The sequence below is a fragment of the Gudongella sp. DL1XJH-153 genome (assembly GCF_049310905.1).
Classification (GTDB): domain Bacteria; phylum Bacillota; class Clostridia; order Tissierellales; family Tissierellaceae; genus Gudongella.
On record NZ_JBMEMN010000001.1, the window covers coordinates 197030 to 214798 of the forward strand.

General features: G+C 39.3%; 20 protein-coding genes and 1 riboswitch. Of the genes, 2 read left to right on the forward strand and 18 right to left on the reverse strand.

Annotation, left to right across the window (positions count from 1 at the left end):
* Nucleotides 1-17 precede the first annotated feature (17 nt).
* The 5 genes from ACOEN1_RS01040 to ACOEN1_RS01060 form a co-directional block, all read right to left on the reverse strand.
* Complete coding sequence (locus tag ACOEN1_RS01040; RefSeq protein ID WP_422484552.1) at nt 18-473, reverse strand: CtsR family transcriptional regulator; 456 nt, start codon at nt 471-473, stop codon at nt 18-20.
* Nucleotides 474-555: 82 nt separating this feature from the next.
* A complete protein-coding gene (locus tag ACOEN1_RS01045) occupies nt 556-1338 on the reverse strand; it encodes a transglutaminase-like domain-containing protein (RefSeq protein WP_422484553.1) in 783 nt (260 codons plus the stop codon).
* A 14-nt stretch (nt 1339-1352) separates the two neighbouring features.
* Nucleotides 1353-1426: riboswitch (cyclic di-GMP riboswitch) on the reverse strand.
* Between the two features lie 162 nt (nt 1427-1588).
* The gene (gene fusA, locus ACOEN1_RS01050; protein WP_422484554.1) at nt 1589-3658 is read right to left on the reverse strand and encodes an elongation factor G; all 2070 of its coding nucleotides are present in this window, start codon (nt 3656-3658) and stop codon (nt 1589-1591) included.
* 177 nt (nt 3659-3835) lie between these two features.
* A complete protein-coding gene (locus ACOEN1_RS01055) occupies nt 3836-4174 on the reverse strand; it encodes a cytoplasmic protein (protein WP_422484555.1) in 339 nt (112 codons plus the stop codon).
* A gap of 19 nt (nt 4175-4193) precedes the next feature.
* Nucleotides 4194-4802, reverse strand: coding sequence for a DNA-3-methyladenine glycosylase family protein (locus ACOEN1_RS01060; RefSeq protein WP_422484556.1), 609 nt, complete (start codon nt 4800-4802; stop codon nt 4194-4196).
* Between the two features lie 77 nt (nt 4803-4879).
* Between ACOEN1_RS01060 and ACOEN1_RS01065 the strand changes: the two genes are divergently transcribed.
* Nucleotides 4880-5200 carry a nitrous oxide-stimulated promoter family protein gene (locus ACOEN1_RS01065; protein ID WP_422484557.1) on the forward strand — a complete coding sequence of 107 codons (321 nt, stop codon included), beginning with the start codon at nt 4880-4882 and terminating at the stop codon, nt 5198-5200.
* Here ACOEN1_RS01065 and ACOEN1_RS01070 read toward each other — a convergent pair whose 3' ends face one another.
* Genes ACOEN1_RS01070 through ACOEN1_RS01095 form a run of 6 tightly spaced genes read right to left on the reverse strand, consistent with a single transcriptional unit; the run spans nt 5201 to nt 9502 of the window.
* Nucleotides 5201-6364, reverse strand: a complete 1164-nt coding sequence (locus ACOEN1_RS01070) for an AI-2E family transporter (RefSeq protein ID WP_422484558.1) — start codon at nt 6362-6364, stop codon at nt 5201-5203. It lies immediately after the preceding gene.
* Nucleotides 6361-7341, reverse strand: coding sequence for a D-cysteine desulfhydrase family protein (locus ACOEN1_RS01075; protein ID WP_422484559.1), 981 nt, complete (start codon nt 7339-7341; stop codon nt 6361-6363). Before ACOEN1_RS01075 ends, ACOEN1_RS01070 begins: the two co-directional genes overlap by 4 nt.
* Nucleotides 7342-7361: 20 nt before the next feature.
* On the reverse strand, nt 7362-7970 hold the full coding sequence (lepB, locus tag ACOEN1_RS01080; protein WP_422484560.1) for a signal peptidase I: 609 nt from the start codon (nt 7968-7970) through the stop codon (nt 7362-7364).
* 18 nt (nt 7971-7988) lie between these two features.
* Nucleotides 7989-8357, reverse strand: a complete 369-nt coding sequence (locus tag ACOEN1_RS01085; RefSeq protein ID WP_422484561.1) for a DUF2500 domain-containing protein — start codon at nt 8355-8357, stop codon at nt 7989-7991.
* A 17-nt stretch (nt 8358-8374) separates the two neighbouring features.
* The gene (locus ACOEN1_RS01090) at nt 8375-8980 is read right to left on the reverse strand and encodes a histidine phosphatase family protein (RefSeq protein ID WP_422484562.1); all 606 of its coding nucleotides are present in this window, start codon (nt 8978-8980) and stop codon (nt 8375-8377) included.
* A 15-nt stretch (nt 8981-8995) separates the two neighbouring features.
* Entirely contained in the window at nt 8996-9502 is a 507-nt protein-coding gene (locus tag ACOEN1_RS01095; RefSeq protein ID WP_422484563.1) for a GNAT family N-acetyltransferase, read from the reverse strand.
* Nucleotides 9503-9643: 141 nt separating this feature from the next.
* Between ACOEN1_RS01095 and ACOEN1_RS01100 the strand changes: the two genes are divergently transcribed.
* A complete protein-coding gene (locus ACOEN1_RS01100; protein ID WP_422484564.1) occupies nt 9644-9970 on the forward strand; it encodes a 4a-hydroxytetrahydrobiopterin dehydratase in 327 nt (108 codons plus the stop codon).
* Between the two features lie 77 nt (nt 9971-10047).
* On the opposite strand, the gene ACOEN1_RS01105 is transcribed toward ACOEN1_RS01100, so the two are convergent.
* From ACOEN1_RS01105 to ACOEN1_RS01135, 7 genes are all read right to left on the reverse strand, one after another.
* Nucleotides 10048-10926: an ABC transporter permease gene (locus ACOEN1_RS01105; RefSeq protein ID WP_422484565.1), complete on the reverse strand. Its 879-nt coding sequence runs from the start codon at nt 10924-10926 to the stop codon at nt 10048-10050.
* Between the two features lie 30 nt (nt 10927-10956).
* Nucleotides 10957-11874, reverse strand: coding sequence for a nickel ABC transporter permease (gene nikB, locus ACOEN1_RS01110; protein ID WP_422484566.1), 918 nt, complete (start codon nt 11872-11874; stop codon nt 10957-10959).
* A 36-nt stretch (nt 11875-11910) separates the two neighbouring features.
* Complete coding sequence (locus ACOEN1_RS01115) at nt 11911-13509, reverse strand: ABC transporter substrate-binding protein (protein ID WP_422484567.1); 1599 nt, start codon at nt 13507-13509, stop codon at nt 11911-11913.
* A 22-nt stretch (nt 13510-13531) separates the two neighbouring features.
* On the reverse strand, nt 13532-14500 hold the full coding sequence (locus ACOEN1_RS01120; protein ID WP_422484568.1) for an ABC transporter ATP-binding protein: 969 nt from the start codon (nt 14498-14500) through the stop codon (nt 13532-13534).
* A 13-nt stretch (nt 14501-14513) separates the two neighbouring features.
* Entirely contained in the window at nt 14514-15479 is a 966-nt protein-coding gene (locus ACOEN1_RS01125) for an ABC transporter ATP-binding protein (protein ID WP_422484569.1), read from the reverse strand.
* A gap of 450 nt (nt 15480-15929) precedes the next feature.
* On the reverse strand, nt 15930-17105 hold the full coding sequence (locus tag ACOEN1_RS01130; protein ID WP_422484655.1) for an NAD(P)-dependent malic enzyme: 1176 nt from the start codon (nt 17103-17105) through the stop codon (nt 15930-15932).
* A 107-nt stretch (nt 17106-17212) separates the two neighbouring features.
* A complete protein-coding gene (locus tag ACOEN1_RS01135; protein WP_422484570.1) occupies nt 17213-17758 on the reverse strand; it encodes a FumA C-terminus/TtdB family hydratase beta subunit in 546 nt (181 codons plus the stop codon).
* Nucleotides 17759-17769 lie beyond the last annotated feature (11 nt).

The window sequence follows — 17769 nt, forward strand, 5'->3', positions numbered from 1 at the left end:
ATCTGTCACACTCCAATCTATTTAACCAAAATCAGCAATATATTTCTAAGAACAGAAGCTCTAATTACATTCCTGTCCCCCGGACCACAATTAAATGCTCTGTCACTGACAGCAGCCTTGATAATCTCAGCCTCCCTGCTGGTTATTATTTCTTCTTCCTTCAAAGCAATCAATATTTCATAGGCTTTGTTTTCAGTAAGCGACTCCCCAACGATATTCTGAATGATATTGTTCAGATTTATATCCTCCTGGAGCTTTACTTTTACTATTCTAATATACCCACCGCCGCCTCTTCTACTCTCAATATAGTAACCCTTGTAGGGGGTAAATCTTGTACTTAGGACATAGTTTATCTGTGAAGGGGCACATTCAAACTGGCTTGCCAACTCATTTCTTTGAATTTCCACAACCCCGTCCATTTCCTCAATCAACTCCTTGAGGAATTTTTCAATAATGTTGCTTAATCCTGCCATTAATATCCCTTCTTTCTGACTTTGACTTTCTTTGTCTTTTACCCAAAAAAATTAAGCCCTAACAGGCTTAATCTAATATTATCTAATATTCTCTAACTTTTTGATAATCAAGTTCACTTTTGGCCATCTCTACTGTCATACCATTTTGGTAATAGGCAGCATCAAATGTTGTGTCAATTATCATCCAGCTTCCGTTTACATAGACTTCATTCCATGCATGGTATACGTCTACTCCTGCAGTATATCCCTTGACAAGCTTGGTAGGGATTCCTTGGGATCTCATAAGTCCTGCAAAAAGGGCTGAGTAATCGTAGCAGATTCCCTGACCACTTGTTATGGTATCATCTATTGATGGTATGTAGGAATTGTTTATATAATTAATCTTGTCGTAATCATATTTTATGTTGTTTGTGATATGGTTGTAGGCCTTTACCACTTTCTGATAGTCTGTTTCCATACCATGAAACAATGCATTGGCCAATACCGGCATCAGGCTTTGATTAGCCCAGTATACAGGTTGACTTGAAGTCAGGTATACATTTTCGTTCCACTGTGAAACGTTCATTTCTGATTTTCCAAGTACCTGATATTTGTTTCCTTCGATGTTTTTTAGAAGCTTAACAGTATATAGTCCATCTCCAAGTTGCAGAGGGATATGTTCCTGTGTGTTGTTCATGCTGTAGAAGTACTTTTCAGTTCCCTTCTCAACCATGACTCTAACATTGCTGCCGTATGCTACGCTATCTATCCTAAGTTGACTATTGTCCATTGATGTCACGCCGAAGCTCTCTGCAGCGTTTGATATTCCAATTGACCCAAATAAAAAAACAAATACTAATAAAAGGCTCAGAACTCTCCTCTTCATTTGTAAACTCTCCTTTCGGTAGCTGGCTGCCTTTTCAGGCCCTATAGCTTTGCGTCCCTACCTCTCGATAGGTTTGCCTTTATCGTTTGACAGCATACAAAAAGGGAATGCCTTAGTGTATTTGTCATACTCTTTGTAATGCTATTTAGTTTTCATAAATATTATACCACAATGTAATGCTATGTAAACCCTATTTTTTCAATTATTACAGAAATTTTCAGCCCGGCATAAAACCGGGCTGAATGGATGGCTAGTTATTCTCTTTTTCTGCTTTTGCTTCAGCAATTATTTTATCTGCAATCATTTGTGGAACTTCATCATATCTTGTGAAATTCATTGTAAAACTACCTCTTGCCTGGGTCATTGCTCTAAGGTCAATTGCGTATTCAAACATTTCAGTATGCGGAGCTTCTGCAATTATCTTCTGGCTACCGTCAGCCTGCTGCTCCATTCCAAGAATTCTACCCCTACGCTTGTTCATGTCTCCCATTACATCGCCCATATAATCCTCAGGTATTGAAACCTCAACCCTTACTATAGGCTCAAGAAGTATTGGTTTGGCTGCTTCCATGCCCTTCTTGAATGCAATTGATGCTGCAATCTTAAATGCCATCTCGTTTGAATCTACATCATGGTATGACCCATCAAAAAGAATAGCTTTAATATTTACTACAGGGAATCCTGCCAATACTCCTTGCTCAAGGGATTCTCTCACTCCCTTTTCAACTGCTGGCCAGAAGTTTCTTGGAACTGATCCTCCAAAGATCTGCTCTTCAAAGATGAATTCTTCCTCGCTTGGTTCGAATTTCATATGAACATCACCGTATTGTCCGGCTCCGCCAGATTGTTTCTTGTGTTTTCCCTGAACTGTTGAAGATCCTTTTATTGTTTCTCTAAATGCAATCTTAGGACTCTTCAGCACTACATCCACACCAAAGTTGGTCTTTAGTTTATCGACGATTACTGTAAGCTGCATATTGCCTTGTCCACCAATCAACAGCTGTTTTGTCTCAGTGTTTCTTTCAATGACAAATGTCGGGTCTTCATCAATCATCTTGTTAAGGGATGTACCGATTTTTTCCTCGTCACCCTTATTCTTTGGCTCAACTGCCATAAATAAAGTTGGTTGAGGATATTTTATTGTTTCATAAAGTGTCTGGTCTGATTTCTCGCACAAGGTATCTCCTGTTTGAGTATATGCCATTTTTGAAGTGGCTCCAATATCTCCTGCCATTATTTCAGAAACCTCAATTTGGTTCTTTCCTCTTAGGATGAACAGCCCTCCAAGCTTCTCGGATTTTTCCTTTGTTGAATTGTAGAGGTCTGTATCTTTTGTTAGCTTGCCAGAAACAACCTTGAACAAGGTCAATTTTCCAACAAACGGGTCAACGATTGTCTTGAATACAATGGCTGAGAATGGTTCGTTTACATCTACCCTTCTTACAATTTCTTGTCCATTTTTGGTTCCGGTAGCACTTCCAACATCAGCTGGAGATGGAATATATCTTTGTATCAAATCAAGCAGGAAGTCAGCTCCGATTGCCTTTTCAGCACAACCTACCACTAATGGAACGAGCGCTCCGCTTGAAACACTCCCTCTGATTCCCCTTGTTACCTCTTCTGATGTAAATGCTTCGCCTTCGAAGTACTTTTCCATAAGTTCCTCTTCAGACAATGCGATCCTTTCCATAAAGATTTCTCTGTATTCATTGACTTTTTCCTTCTGCTCATCGCTTAGGGGAACTTCTTTTCTATTTTTTCCTTCGTATTCATATGCAACTTCATCTATTAGATTTGCAAAGCCTTTGAATCCCTCACCTGTTACAGTAGGGTATGCAAATGGAACGATTTTGTCCCCGAACTTGCTTATCAAATCTTCAAGCAACTTGTCAAAGTTGATGTTTTCCTTGTCCATTTTATTTACAAATATAATTCTTGGAGTGTCGTACTTTTCAAGGTTCTTCCATGCTTTTTCAGTTCCTACCTCAATTCCTGAAGAAGCATCAACAAGAAGCACTGAACCTTCGCTTGCTCTCTTCGCTCCGTACATTTCTCCAATAAAGTCGAAATATCCGGGGGTATCCAGAATATTAAATTTAATATTATTCCATTCTACAGGAACTACAGCTGTTCCGATTGAAACACTCCTGGCAATTTCTTGTTTATCAAAGTCTGAAACTGTGTTTCCATCTGTTACCTTTCCTTGTCTTGTAGTTACACCTGTTGCAAATAGCATTGCTTCCGTTAAAGTGGTCTTTCCGTTACTGCTGTGCCCAAGAAGGGCTACGTTTCTGATCTTATCCGTTGAGTACGCTTTCAAGATACATTCCCCCTAACTAGAATTTTAAAGATATGATAACCTTTTCAATTACTGCAATTTTCAAACAAGTTTGAATTCTACACCTATTCATTATAACATGAATCTTTTCTAGAATCAAAATATTATTTGGGCACAAAAAAGCACCCCAAAGGGGCACTCCATCTTGTTTTTTTTAGTTTAAAGCGTGATAATTTCGTAGCCGTCTTTTATGTAGTCTTCCATTGCAGGATGACCTTCTAGATTGCCTTTTAAGGGTATTCCAACTGTCTCATTGAATTCAAGTACGCCAAGTTTGGCTGAGCAAGCCTTGCAAATACAATCAAACAATCCCAAATCCTTTGCTTTTAAGTAAAGTTTATTCTCACTTTTTTCAAGCTTCTCAATAATAGTTACGGCTTCACCCTCCATTATTATCTTTACAGGTACTCCTTTGTTGTGAAAATCAATGGCATTTAAGACCAGGTGCATAAAGCACATATCATCACCTCTAAATGCAAAAAACGCTATCTTTCTCATATTGTCCAGCTCCTTTCAATTACTGCCTGTTTGCGGATTCCTTCCATAGATACAAGGATGCAACGGTGCCATATGGGCTGAAAAGCTCCCTGAAATAAGGATGCAGTTCCTTCTTAACCTCAGCCAATTCGTAAGCTGATTCCAATCCGCGTCTTATTCCAAGGTCATCAAAGCTCAAAACATTCTCTCTTCCAAATGAGAATATCAGCATCATCTCCGCGGTCCACTTTCCAACACCCTTAAGACCAACAAGGGTTTGGATTATCTCCTCATCGGAAAGTGCCTTCAAACTCTCAAAGTCAATCTGACCTTCTATTACAGCTTCTGCTATACCCTTGATATACCCTGCTTTTCTGAAGGATAATCCACATTCCTGAATATCCTCAAGTGTTAAACAATTCAATTTATTGGCTGAAAGCCCACCAGACTTTTCTACCAGTCTCCTCTCAACAGTAATTGCTGCTTTTGTTGAAATCTGCTGACTGACAACACTGGAAACCAGTGCTGAAAATGGGTCTGGATTCACTTCTCTTTCAATATGTCCATACTTTTCTATAAGCCCCCTCATTACATGGTCCCTATTTGATAAATATTCTTTTTCCTTGTCTCCGTAATTAAAGTATTTCATGCTTTCACCATACTCTTTCTCAAAAGATTAAATTTTGTTACAATATATATAAGTCAATAACCAGGAGGTCCGGTAAAGTGAAATCCTTATCTGTTCAGGAAAAAATTCAAAGGGAAAAGGAAATTGTATCCCTTATGATAGACCTCTATTATAAGGGTAACTCCAACTCCTTCACCAAAACACAATACCTTGAACTTACAGACTACTGCCTGAGCAAGGTAGACAATTGTCCCTTTATTGAGAAAAAAACCTTCTGTTCTAGCTGCAGCGTGCACTGCTATGATGAAAAACACCGAGGGATGATCAAAGCCGTAATGAAATACTCAGCACCACGGATGATCTTATACCATCCCTTGCTTATGCTAAGACATACAATCTTAAGTCTTAACAACAAATAACTAGAAGTAATCCTTGGTTTCTATCGGAAGGCCTTTCTTGGCAAGCCTTCTCTCAACATTGTCCTTGATAATTGAATATATGAATACAAACAATGGAACTCCGATTATCAACCCTATAAAGCCCAGCATCTTTCCTGCAATAAGCAAAGAGAACAAGATCCAGAATGCCGATATTCCAAGAGAGTCCCCAAGAATCTTAGGCCCGAGGATATTGCCGTCAAACTGCTGAATCAGGATCACAATCACAATAAACCAAAGTGCCTGGATAGGCGAAACAATTGCTATTATGAAAACCGATGGAACCGCTCCGATAAATGGTCCAAAGAACGGGATGATGTTTGTAATCCCTATTATAAAGGAGACAAGTATTGGGAATGGCATATGGAAAATCAAGAGTATGATATAGGTCAATATTCCAATAATAACTGAATCCAGGATTTTCCCGCTTAAAAACCTTCCGAAAATTGTATCTGCCCTTCTAGATAGCTCCAATATCCTGTTTGCCCTTGGGCCATGAAAAATTGAGTAAGTTACCTTTCTGCCCAATGCTCTGAACCTGTCCTTGTCAAAAAGAAGGTAGACGGAAATCACAAGACCAATGGCAATGTTCCATACACTGGCAAGTACAACTCCAACAATGCTTCCAATAACTGGGATCAACCCTGTAACAAATCCGAATACATTATCCAGTACTCCATTCCACCACTCAACGATATATTCAAGATAATCCTCTCTGATATGAAGACTTTCAATCTGATCTATTACCCAAAAAGAAATATCGTCAAAATTATCTGTTACCAGTGTTACAAGTCTAGCAACTGAAGATATAAGCTGAGGCATTATTATGATTATGAACAAATAGACCAGAGTACCTATTATTGCATAGGTAATGATTATACCCAGGGCATTCTTAAACCGTGGCATTCTATCCTTTTTCATAAGGGGATTTGTAATGTGCTTCTCGATAATCTCAAGAATAAAGTTAAAGAGATAAGCCATTACAGCACCTATTATGATTGGCTGCAGTGTTCCAAAAAAACCTGAAACCTTCTCACTGAATATTGTTATATCAGAGGCTATGAGGTAAAAAAGAATACTCAATGAAATTACTACAAAGGAGTATACTGCTATTGTAAGGTACCTAACATTCCATTCAATCTTCATATTCTGCCTCTCACCTCCCGGGTCCATCCAAATATGCCTCCGGTGTGGATAAATAGAATGTTTTTATATTTATCCAGGTTTCCATTCTTAATTTCCTCGACAAGACCATACATTGCCTTGCCAGTATATACAGGGTCGAGTATGATTCCCTCAAGTCTCGCCAGTCTCTTTATGAATTGAAGCTCCACATCTTGGCTTATTGCATACCCAAGTCCTGGGTATCCGTCAATTATAGAAACATCCTTAGGATTTACAGTAAAACCTATGTCCACGTAGCTTTTCATATCCTCAACAAGGCCTGCAACAACTTTCTTAAAATGATCAGCACTGGCTGAAATATTAATTCCAATGATATCCCTTTTTTCCCCATCCAGTCTATTTCCAGCATAGAGTCCTGCAAAGGTTCCTCCGGAACCAACAGTCAGAACGATGGCATCAAAATGAATTCCCAATTCCTTTTCCTGCCCAACTATCTCATGGTATGCATCCAGATACCCAAATGAACCGATTCCGTTTGAAGCACCTTCAGGCAGTATGTAAGCCTCTTTACCTTCTTTGGCAAGCTCTTGCCTGATGCTCTCCATTATGTCCCCCCTTGACTCAGCGTAGTCCTCAGCAGTAATGTATTCCACATGGGCGCCCATAAGAGTTTCAAGGAATAGATTTCCTTCCTTATCTTCCCTTTCTTCTCCCCTAAGTACAAGAGTGCATCCCATACCGAGTTTTGCTGCAACAGCAGCTGTTGCACGTGCATGGTTTGACTGAATACCGCCACAGGTTATTAGGTGGTTGCAACCATTATCAAGAGCTTCTTTCACTGCATACTGAAGCTTTCGAACCTTGTTTCCCGATACTTCCATTCCAGTCTGGTCATCTCTTTTTATCCAGATATTTTTGTCAAGCTCCTTGCTAAGCCTCTCCATCTTTTCAATTCTTGTAGGTAAATTAGCCAAATCAATTCTCTCAGGCATTTTCATTTTTGTACCTCCTGGATTATCTAATCTATTACTCCAAACTTGCTGAACGGAAATATTCTAAGTGCGACCTTTCCCTTAACCTGATCCTTGTCTATGAATCCAAGAACACGGCTGTCAAGACTGTTTTCCCTGTTATCTCCAAATACAAGGAGTTTTCCTTCAGGAACACTCCAATAAGTGTCTCCTCTTGAATAGGTCATGGTATTTATATAAGGTTCATCCTGCTTTTCTCCGTTAACATATACTTCTCCCTCAATCAATTCAACCTGATCACCTTCTACTGCAATTACTCTTTTGATAAGAAGATTCTTTTCTGCAGTCCCGGTGAATCTGAACCTGAAATTGTTTCTTATGTCCTTTATCTCGTTTATCATATTTTTGATCAACCCTCTCTCAATCGGGTTCTTATCGAAAATAACAACTTCACCTCTTTGGGGATCCGTAAAGAAATATCCTACCCTGTTTACAATCAATCTATCTCCCTGGATGAATGTCGGCTCCATTGACTGCTCCATAACCATAGTCATCGAAACTATGTTGGATATTATGAAAAGTGCTACTAAAAGAGCTACCGAAAGGGATAAAAGCCAGCTGACGATTTCCCCAATAATACTTTTCCCATTACTCATATAATTCAGTCCCTTCAGTTATAAGTCAGAAAATCTGTCAAAGCTGTGAAATCTTTTCCCTTGAAAAACCAGCACTCCCTCATCACCTTCGACCATCATACCATAATCCTCTCCGTCGACCTGGAGCTCAAGTCTGTCTGTACTGTCAAATTGAAAAGTTACAAAGTAGTTTGTATGCCCAGTTCCAAAGGAACGATTGTTATGATGATTGGCGGAATGTCTGTAGTTTGTCCTCTTTGATACTACAGATGCATTGACATTCAGGACCGGTTGATCGTTATTATGCTTCCAACCCACCAAGCCTTTAATCAATGTTATCGCAATTATTGCAAAAATCAGCAGAAAAAATACTGGAAAAACCATAAACATCAAATTAAATCCGCTCATTGAAAAACCTCCATTAATTACTCTTTAAAATGAGATGTATCAGCCTCTAGTTCAATTTCCCACAAATCTTTTTTTCTCTTGAATATGCTCAAAGAAGTTCCAGGATAAACAGGCAGCTCTGAAATTGATGCTCTTGGCAATCCCTTAAGTATTGTTATCAAAGCCTTGATAGTAACTCCGTGGGCTACAATCAAAACATTTTCCCCTCCTGATTCCATAACCATATGTAGTGCTTTTTCAACTCTGTCAAAGAGCTCGTCCACCGACTCTCCTCCGTAGGATTTGTAAGCCAATGGTTTGTTCATGTAATTGTGAAACTCCTGTGAATACTTTTTCTTTATATCAGCAAGTCTCTTACCTTCCCATAGTCCGAAACCAATTTCTCTTAATTCCATGATCTGTCTGATCTCAACTGCTCTGTTCCCAGAAATTATTTCAGCAGTTTTAACAGCTCTATACTGGTCACTTGAATATATGGCATCAAAATGAACATCCTTCAATGCGTCTCCAAGTTGCTCCGCCCCTTTTAATCCTTTTGGCGTCAAAGGTGAATTCATCCACCCCTGAAGTCTTCCTTCTGTATTCCACTTGGTCTGTCCGTGTCTGGTAATATATAATCTCAACTTATTTCCTCCCTGCTAAAATTCTTCTGCCAGGTCCACAAGGGCCTTGTCACATACTCTATAGACTGTCCATTCATCCATTGGAATGGCACCGATGCTCTTGTAAAAGTCAATTGATGATTTGTTCCAGTCAAGACACCACCATTCGAATCTGCCACATCCTCTTTCAATTGCAAGCTTGGCAAGGTATGCAAGAAGAAGTTTACCGATTCCTTTTCCCCTCATCTGAGGCTGTACATAAAGATCCTCCAAGTACAGTCCAGGCCTTCCAAGGAATGTAGAAAAATTGTGGAAGAACAGTGCAAAACCTACAGGCTCGCCTTTGAACTCTGCAATTACAACTTCTGCTGCTTTTCTCTCAAAAAGGCTCTCCCTTAAAATCTCTTCGGTTGCAACAACCTCATGAAGCAGCTCCTCATAGTCAGCAAGCTCCTTTATAAATCTCAGAATCAATGAAATATCCTTTTCTTCAGCTAATCTTAATGTAACATCCTCAATTCTCGTCTCAATTTTAACGTTCATCCAATCTCCTCCCAAATATTACTCAGTTGAATAAATTATATCACAATCAACACACTTATTGACATCATAAATAAACACTATTTCAATAATTCAGACCATTTATGGGTAACAATATACTAGATGACAAAGGAGGTGTTCATATTGAGTGAACTTTCAAACAAAAAATGTGTTCCTTGTGAAGTAGGAGCAATACCATTGCAACCTGATGAGGTCAAAGATATGCTTAAGGAACTGGAAGAAGGTTGGAGCAGCGAAGATGACAAGGCTATCCAGAAAACCTTCAAGTTCGACGATTTTATGGGAGCAATGGACTTTGCCAACAAAATTGCAGAGCTTGCAGAGGAAGAAGGCCATCATCCCATCCTTACAGTCTCCTGGGGAAAGCTTAAGGCAAAGCTTATGACCCACAAGATCAAGGGACTTCACGAGAATGACTTTATCCTTGCAGCAAAAATAGACAAGCTTTAAAAAACTAGACAATCAAGTAAGAAGTCCCTCATTAGGTAGCAGTACCTTATGAGGGATTTTATGTTAAGCTCTTTTCTTTAGTCCTTTAATCTTGGATCAAGTGTATCTCTAAGTGCATCACCAAAAAGATTGAAGCCCAACACAATCAATGCAATCATTATTCCTGGAAAAAACGAAACCCACGGTGCCTCCATGATATAGTCTCTCCCGGAACTCATGATTGAGCCCCAACTTGGTGCGGGGGGTTGAGCTCCCAGGCCAAGGAAGCTTAATGAAGCTTCGATGATTATGGCTTTGGGTACTTCAAGAGATGTAAGTACTATGATTGGTGCAAAAGCATTAGGTAAAATATGCTTAAGTATTATTCTCGAATCGCTCATTCCCAGGGACCTTGCTGCCTCAACAAATTCTTTCTCCCTTAAAGACAGGAATTGTCCTCTCACTAGTCTTGCAAAGCCAGACCAAGAAACAATGGCCAATGCAATTATTAGATTGGTCAAACTGGGTCCTAAAGCAGCTACAAAAGCTATAGCCAACAAAGTAACAGGAAAAGACCATGCAATATCCGTTATTCCAGAAATTATTAGATCTATTACACCTCCATAAAACCCAGCCAATGCTCCTAGGGTCGTCCCAATCAACATGGAAATTCCAACTGCCAGAAAACCAACCTTCAATGATATTCTTGACCCATATATTATTCTACTGAATATGTCTCTCCCAAACTCGTCTGTTCCAAAAATATTGTCTGCACTTGGCGCTTTTAACATTTCCGGTAGATTCATTGCATCATATTCATATGGTGCAATTATTGGAGCAAAAATCGCAAATAATAAGACGACCAGGATAACAACTCCACCAAAACGCGCCATTCTATTTGAAAACAGTCGCACCAAAAAACCTGAGCTGTCATCTACTGGTTCCATTTCTTCAAAAAAATCCATCCCTTCATCCATCTTAATGACACCTCACTTTCTGCAACTATTCTAATACTTAATTCGTGGATCAGCTACTGCATAGAGTATGTCGGCAATTAGATTTCCAAGCAATATGGATGCAGTCAAGAGAAGCATTGACCCCTGGACAACAGGGTAGTCCCTTGAAAAGATTGCCTCTACCATAAGCCGTCCAATTCCAGGTCTGTTAAAAACAATTTCAAGTATAACTGACCCACCCATAATCCATCCCATTCTCATACCTAACAAGGTTATTATAGGTATAAGGGCATTCTTTAAGGCATGTTTGTTAATAACCTTATTCTCATCCAAGCCCTTGGCTCTGGCGGTTCTTACATAGTCCTGCCCAATCACCTCAAGCATGCTGGACCTTACCATCCTGGCGGTAACAGCTGCGTCGGTTACCCCAATGGCTATTACAGGTAGTATTAGATGCCTCCAGGTACCATAACCTGATACTGGAAACCATCCAAGTCTAAAGGCAAAGAAGTATAACAGAAGCAAGCCAAGAAAAAATGTAGGCATGGATACTCCAACCAGAGCAAAAGTCATGGCAGCATAATCCAAGGTTGAATTCCTATTCACAGCAGCCAGGATACCAGTCGGGATAGCAATCACAAATGACAGTATCAAAGCCCATATTCCTACCTCTAGAGTGACGGGGAATCTTTGGATAATCATATCCATTACAGGCCTTCTCTGCAGTATGGAATCTCCAAGGTCCCCCTTCAGCAACTTGCCGACAAATACCAGGTATTGAGTCAAAAGTGGTTTGTCAAGGCCAAGATCTCTTCTGATGTTTTCATAAACTTCCGGTGTGGCATTGGGTCCAACAATCAAGTCTACAGGATCCCCTGGAGCAAGATGAAGTATCAGAAATATAATTATTGTCAACCCAATAAGCACAGGTATCATTAATATGATTTTTTTTATGATGTATTTTAGCATTGACTCACCTCCTTATCTGGTTAATCCAATAAATATTTAATCTACAATCAAATCTATTCCATCGTTGTAGAAAGTAATCCATGGGTGCAACTTAAAGTTTTGAACCTCTTTTCTAACTGCTATCAGCCTTTCAGGAACATAGATCGGAGCCCAAACAGCCTGAGAAATCAAGTGTTTCTGTACCTCGTGATATCCATCTGCTCTGGTTTCCCAAGTAGGCGATGAAGCCGCAGCCTTAATAAGCTCATCCGTAGTTGGATCATTCCATCTTGAATGGTTTGGATATGGCATCTGGCTCGATAACAGGAACCAATCCAGAATATCCGCATTTGGCCAGCTGTAAAGTCTCAGGAACAACTCCTGTTCACCTGTTCTAAGCATAGCTGTATAGCTTGAACTGTCATATAGTTGTATTTCTACTTCGATTCCTACATCCTTAAGTTGATTTTGCAAAACTTCTGCCAGTCTACTGTATTCTGTAGAATTTTCTGCTGCCAGTTTCAATTTCAAACCATCCTCGAATCCAGCATCTTTAAGTAATTCTTTTGCTTTTTCAACATTGTACTCGTATCCGTCTTTTTTGCTATCTGCGTAGTATTCGCTCGTTAAAGCAGGAGGCAAGTAACCATCTGCTGCTATACCAACATCCCTGAATACATAGGTTATTATCTCATCTTTATTGATAGCATGATTTATTGCCTGGCGAACTCTTAGATCTGTAAAAGGTTCCTTATCAGTTGCATATGCAAGATATCCAAGCTTAGTGGACTCCCCTCGGAATATTTCAACATCCGGTTCATCCCCAACCTTGTCAATAAAGGTTGCAGGTACATCCCTTAGTATATGGACATTGCCTGAAAGCAATTCCATTAGTCTCGAATTTTCCTCAGGTATTGTTCTTAAGACTATTTTATCAATGGCAGAAGGTCCGGTATTGGACATCCACTCAGGTCCCCATGTATAATCAGGGTTCTTGACCAGTACAATCTTATCCCCTTGGATCCACTCTTCAAACATATATGCTCCTGTTCCAATCACATACTTGATTCCATATTCATCTCCATACTCTTCATATGCATCTTGACTTGCGATACTTGCCGATGTATTGGAAAGTACAAACAAAAGGTTTGGAAATGGTGTGTTCAATATTACATTTACAGTTAGATCATCCACCACTTCCACTGCCTTTATAGCAGCAAAATCACTTTGAGCAGGTGATGCAGTATCAGGATCTAGAATTGTGTCAAGCGTCCATTTGACATCATCTGCAGTTAATGGAGTTCCATTGTGAAACTTAACTCCTTCCTTCAAGTGAAATGTCCAAATCATTCCATCCTCAGATGTATCCCATGATTCTGCAAGCCCCGGTTCATAATTAAAATCATAGTCTCTGGATACCAGCCTATCATAAATATAAACCAAAGCATCAGAATACCAACCAGTCTTGATATGGTCTAGAATTTCGGCATCTCTTTCATAACCGATAACCAATACCTTCTCTTTTTCTCCATTTGCTTCTGATTCTCCTGATGGTCCATCCACTGTATCACCAGTAGCACATCCGGTTAATATGGATGAGATGGTGAACAGTACCAATAATGCCAAAGTCCATTTTCTTTTAGAATTCTTTTTCACGATTGTTCCCTCCTATAGTTTTCTATTTGTAAAGATGGCAGTCAACGGTATGACCCCCTCCAAAATCAATTGTCTCTGGTTCTTCGTTGTAGCAACGATCCATTGCGTACATGCATCTATTATTAAATCTGCAGCCTTTTGGTGGCTCCATGATGTCCTGCATATCTCCTTCCAGTATGATTCTTTTCTTTTTTGAATCAGGATCAATTACTGGAATAGCAGACAAAAGAGCCTGCGTATATGGGTGTAGAGCATTTCTAAACAATTCATCGCTATCAGAAACTTCAACTATTTTCCCTAAGTACATCACTGCGATTCTCTTGCTGATATGTTTAACAACACTTAAGTCATGAGCAATAAATAGATATGCAATATCCAATTCCTTTTGAAGATTCTCCAACAGATTAATTATTTGAGACTGTATTGATACATCTAAGGCTGATACAGGTTCATCACATATCAACAGCTTTGGCTCTACAGCCAACGCTCTTGCGATAACAATCCTCTGTCTCTGCCCTCCACTAAACTCATGTGGATGACGTGTCAAATAAGTCTTGCTCAAGCCAACCAATTGGATTAGTTCCTCTGTTCTTTTATTTCTTTGGAGTCTTGTTCCAAAATTATGCACGAGAAGGACTTCTTCAATTGCATCGCCTATGGTCATCCTTGGATTAAGAGATGCATAGGGATCCTGAAATATAAGCTGCATGTTTTTTCTGGTTTCCTTAAGTTCGTTCTTTTTTAGCTTAAGCACGTCTTTTCCTTCAAAGAAAATCCTGCCTGAATTTACCTTTAGAAGTCTTAGTATTGCTCTACCGGTTGTAGATTTGCCGCAACCGCTTTCCCCAACCAGTCCAAGTGTTTCACCATATTCTATGTCAAAGCCAACTCCATCTACAGCCTTGACATATCCAACTGTCTTGGGTATCAGTTGCCCCTTTATTGGAAAATGTACTTTTAGATCATTGACTTCCAAAATATTATTATTCATCCCATCACCCCTGCTACTCATACTTCCAGCATCTCACTTTGCTCTCATCTACATCAAAAATTGGAGGTTCCAAGGTCATGCACTTTTCCATCACAAAGTCACATCTGGTCTTGAATCTGCAACCTTCAGTAATCTGACCTGGAGTTGGGACTGAACCCCCTATTGAATGCAGCTCTTTCCTCTCACCCTCAATACTAGGTATGGACTCCAATAACCCTACAGTGTAAGGATGTCTGGGTGTCTTGAATAAAGTCCTGACATCAGAGTACTCAACTGCTCTTCCACAGTACATTACCAAAACCTTGTCCGCTACTTCAGCTATAACTCCCATGTCATGTGTTATTAGCAAAACAGCTGTCCCCATCCTATCCTTCATTCCCTTGATTAAATTTAATATTTGTGCTTGAATGGTTACATCCAAAGCAGTGGTCGGTTCATCAGCAATCAAAATATCAGGCTCACAGGAAAGTGCCATTGCAATCATAACTCTTTGACGCATTCCACCGCTTAACTGATGTGGATATTGTCTAAGCCTTTTTTCGGCTAAAGGTACTCCCACACTAATTAGCATTTGAAGAGATTTAGCCATCGCTTCCTTCTTTGAGAGATTTTTATGTAATATCAATGCTTCAGATAGCTGATTGCCAATAGTATACACAGGATTTAGCGATGTCATGGGTTCCTGAAATATCATGGATATACTGTTCCCTCTGATTTGACGTATTTTTTCATCGCTTATCTTCAGTAAATCTGAATCCTTATATAAAATCTCCCCACCGATTATCTCTCCGGGGGGGTTGGGTATTAGTCTCATGATTGACAAAGCAGTTACACTTTTACCTGATCCTGACTCTCCAACTATTCCAAGAGTTTCTCCCTCTAAAATACTAAAGCTAAGATTCTCAACTGCCGGTATTTCTTTTTTCCCACTATGAAAGCTGGTGCTTAGATTCCTTACTTCCAGAACATGATTTTTCATTCCAAACCTCCATTAGTAGGTCTGAGATATTGTCAAAACCTACCTATTATTACTATAAATGAGTGCATCAAATACATCGTGAGTTTTTATCTTCAGAAAATGACAACTGAGAGAAAATCCGAATCTCATGAAAACCTTTTATCAACAGCTTTAGGTATGATCTTCATTGGAAGAGGTAACCTTATTGTTTCTGGGAGGTTAATCGATGTCTGTCTATAGATATTATTTACCCTTAATTCATAGGTTTCTATTATTCTTAGAAGATTATTATCACTATTTTGCTAACAGCAATGCTAATCCAATAAAAATTCTACATTAAATTATTATATCATGTTTCAATTTAATTTTCTTAATTATATTACTATTCTGAAAAATACAAAATATTTTAGGTTATTCCGCTAAAAAACCGTCTTTCCACAAAGGAAAGACGGCATTGGTTTTTATTTGATTCTATTTAATTCTAGCTACTCCTGATCTTACTGCAGCTTCAGCGACTGCTTCTGATACTGCAATGGCAACTCTATCATCGAAAGCCTTAGGAATTATGTATTCCTCAGTCAGTTCTTCATCACTTACAAGACTTGCAATGGCATAAGCCGCAGCCAGCTTCATCTCTTCATTTATCTCAGTTGCCCTTACTCTAAATACCCCTTTAAAAATACCTGGAAATGCCAAAACATTGTTTATCTGATTTGGGAAATCTGATCTACCCGTTCCCATTACCCTTATTCCACCTGCCAGTGCAATTTCCGGCAAAACCTCTGGTATAGGGTTTGCCATGGCAAATGCAATTGAGTTATCATTCATACTTTCAACCATTTCTTTGGTTACAATATCAGGAGCTGAAACTCCGATGAAAATATCAGTTCCCACCATCGCATCTGCCAAGGAACCTCTAATATTTGATCCATTAGTTGAAATAGCAATTTCTCTTCTAATTGGATCTAGCTTCTCGTCATCTTTATCCAAAATTCCTCTACTATTGCAAATAATTACATCCTTGATGCCTGCATTGACCAGTAGTTTAGCGATAGCAATACCCGCAGCTCCAGCACCACTTATGGCAGCAGTTACATCTTCCATTCTTTTTTCCACTACCTTTAATCCATTGACTATACCTGCCAATACGACTATAGCTGTACCATGCTGATCATCATGAAAAACTGGAATATTCAATTCTTTTTTCAGCCTTTCTTCAATTTCAAAGCATCTAGGTGCTGAAATATCCTCGAGGTTTATTCCTCCAAAAGAAGGTGCTATTTGCTTGACTGTCTCCACTATGGTATCAGTGTCCTGACTTTCAAGACATATGGGAAATGCATCGATATTCGCAAAAGTCTTAAAAAGTACTGCTTTGCCCTCCATTACAGGCAGCCCGGCTAAAGAGCCTATATTTCCAAGACCCAAGACAGCAGACCCATCAGTTACTACGGCAACCATGTTTCCCTTGCTTGTATATTCGTAAACCAATTCGGGATTAGCTTCAATATCCTTGCAAGGTTCAGCTACTCCCGGAGTGTATGCTAGACTTAGATCCTTACCGTTTTCCACTTTTACTTTGCTAACCACCTCCAACTTCCCTTTATTATCTCTGTGCAATTTGAGTGCTTCTTCTCTTAAATTCAAATGCAATCACCTACTCCTTTTAAAGTAAACATCTTCTTCGATTAAATCTACCTCATTGTTGTATTCACCAGGATATTTAACTATCTATTTGGTCTATAACTGGTTATTCAAATCTTTTGATACTTTGCAATGCCTTCTTCCTGAAGAATACGTCCTTTTGTATCGATACCCACTATCACCTTTAAATTCTCAACATATAGTTCTTTAATTGATTCTGGCCCTAAATCCTCATAAGCAATTTCTCTAGCTTCCTTAACTTTTCTGGCCATAATTGCTGCAGCACCACCTATTCCCAGAAGATATACTGCCTTGTATTTCTTCATTAAAGGTGGGATATAATCAGATCTATCACCCTTTCCAATCATGGCAATAAGTCCTTCTTTTAATAAAGTCTCAACATATGGGTCCATTCTAACGCTTGTTGTGGGACCTATTGAACCAATCGACTTATCTGGAGGAGCCGGACATGGAGCAGCGTAAAATATAGTCTGATTTTCTAGCTCTATCGGCAGTTTTTCTTCTCTTTCTATGGCTTCAACCATCCTTTTATGTGCAGCGTCTCTAGCTGTATATATGTATCCTGTAAGTTCCAGTACATCTCCTATGTTGAGTTCTTCGACAAACTCTGTCGTCAATGGAAGATTAGCTTTCATTTTTAACGCTC

Excerpts from the sequence above, each read along its gene's own strand:
- ACOEN1_RS01040 (WP_422484552.1), bottom strand. The coding sequence starts at position 473 with ATGGCAGGATTAAGCAACATTATTGAAAAATTCCTCAAGGAGTTGATT.
- ACOEN1_RS01045 (WP_422484553.1), bottom strand. The coding sequence starts at position 1,338 with ATGAAGAGGAGAGTTCTGAGCCTTTTATTAGTATTTGTTTTTTTATTT.
- ACOEN1_RS01055 (WP_422484555.1), bottom strand. The coding sequence starts at position 4,174 with ATGAGAAAGATAGCGTTTTTTGCATTTAGAGGTGATGATATGTGCTTT.
- ACOEN1_RS01060 (WP_422484556.1), bottom strand. The coding sequence starts at position 4,802 with ATGAAATACTTTAATTACGGAGACAAGGAAAAAGAATATTTATCAAAT.
- ACOEN1_RS01070 (WP_422484558.1), bottom strand. The coding sequence starts at position 6,364 with ATGAAGATTGAATGGAATGTTAGGTACCTTACAATAGCAGTATACTCC.
- ACOEN1_RS01075 (WP_422484559.1), bottom strand. The coding sequence starts at position 7,341 with ATGAAAATGCCTGAGAGAATTGATTTGGCTAATTTACCTACAAGAATT.
- lepB (WP_422484560.1), bottom strand. The coding sequence starts at position 7,970 with ATGAGTAATGGGAAAAGTATTATTGGGGAAATCGTCAGCTGGCTTTTA.
- ACOEN1_RS01085 (WP_422484561.1), bottom strand. The coding sequence starts at position 8,357 with ATGAGCGGATTTAATTTGATGTTTATGGTTTTTCCAGTATTTTTTCTG.
- ACOEN1_RS01095 (WP_422484563.1), bottom strand. The coding sequence starts at position 9,502 with ATGAACGTTAAAATTGAGACGAGAATTGAGGATGTTACATTAAGATTA.
- ACOEN1_RS01105 (WP_422484565.1), bottom strand. The coding sequence starts at position 10,926 with ATGGATGAAGGGATGGATTTTTTTGAAGAAATGGAACCAGTAGATGAC.
- nikB (WP_422484566.1), bottom strand. The coding sequence starts at position 11,874 with ATGCTAAAATACATCATAAAAAAAATCATATTAATGATACCTGTGCTT.
- ACOEN1_RS01120 (WP_422484568.1), bottom strand. The coding sequence starts at position 14,500 with ATGAATAATAATATTTTGGAAGTCAATGATCTAAAAGTACATTTTCCA.
- ACOEN1_RS01125 (WP_422484569.1), bottom strand. The coding sequence starts at position 15,479 with ATGAAAAATCATGTTCTGGAAGTAAGGAATCTAAGCACCAGCTTTCAT.
- ACOEN1_RS01135 (WP_422484570.1), bottom strand. The coding sequence starts at position 17,758 with ATGAAAGCTAATCTTCCATTGACGACAGAGTTTGTCGAAGAACTCAAC.